1 protein-coding gene is annotated in these 1,181 nt (G+C 53.0%); it reads right to left on the bottom strand.

What is annotated here, in order from left to right:
• The coding region (locus C8R11_RS15810) for an SdrD B-like domain-containing protein (protein ID WP_280523916.1) at positions 1-1,181 on the bottom strand (1,181 nt) is incomplete at both ends.

Below are 1,181 nucleotides of genomic sequence, written 5' to 3' on the forward strand. Positions count from 1 at the left end.
AGGACTTCACCGAAGTTGTTATCAGTGCTGTTTTCACCTGCATTAACCGTGATCTGGCTAATGGTTTCGTTAACGTCTGTGTTGCCACCGGTGCTGCCGGCTGTCTCCTTGCCATCATTTTTACCAGCAGGCTGGGTGGGTTCCACGACACTGTAAGTGCCTGCATCCAGGCCTGTGAACGAATAGGAACCATCTGCGGCGGTGGTGGTCGTGCTGATCACAACGCCAGCGGCGTTCAGTAACTGAATCGTCACACCGTTCAGACCCACTTCGCCGGCATCTTTAACGCCATCATCGTTATCGTCGCAATAAACAAATCCCGAGATTGATGCGGGTTCTGGTGGTGGAAGGACTTCACCGAAGTTGTTATCAGTGCTGTTTTCACCTGCATTAACCGTGATCTGGCTAATGGTTTCGTTAACGTCTGTGTTGCCACCGGTGCTGCCGGCTGTCTCCTTGCCATCATTTTTACCAGCAGGCTGGGTGGGTTCTACGACACTGTAAGTGCCTGCATCCAGGCCTGTGAACGAATAGGAACCGTCTGCGGCGGTGGTGGTCGTGCTGATCACAACGCCCGCGGCGTTCAGTAACTGAATCGTCACACCGTTCAGACCCACCTCGCCGGCATCTTTAACGCCATCATCGTTATCGTCGCAATAAACAAATCCCGAGATCGATGCGGGTTCTGGTGGCGGGAGGACTTCACCGAAGTTGTTATCAGTGCTGTTTTCACCTGCATTAACCGTGATCTGGCTAATGGTTTCGTTAACGTCTGTGTTACCACCGGTGCTGCCGGCTGTCTCCTTGCCATCATTTTTACCAGCGGGCTGGGTAGGTTCTACGACACTGTAAGTGCCTGCATCCAGGCCTGTGAACGAATAGGAACCATCTGCGGCGGTGGTGGTCGTGCTGATCACAACGCCGGCGGCGTTCAGTAACTGAATCGTCACACCGTTCAGACCCACCTCGCCGGCATCTTTAACGCCATCATCGTTATCGTCGCAATAAACAAATCCCGAGATTGATGCGGGTTCTGGTGGTGGAAGGACTTCACCGAAGTTGTTATCAGTGCTGTTTTCACCTGCATTAACCGTGATCTGGCTAATGGTTTCGTTAACGTCTGTGTTGCCACCGGTGCTGCCGGCTGTCTCCTTGCCATCATTTTTACCAGCAGGCTGGGT

The organism is Nitrosomonas aestuarii (assembly GCF_003046585.1).
Taxonomy (GTDB): Bacteria; Pseudomonadota; Gammaproteobacteria; order Burkholderiales; family Nitrosomonadaceae; genus Nitrosomonas; species Nitrosomonas aestuarii.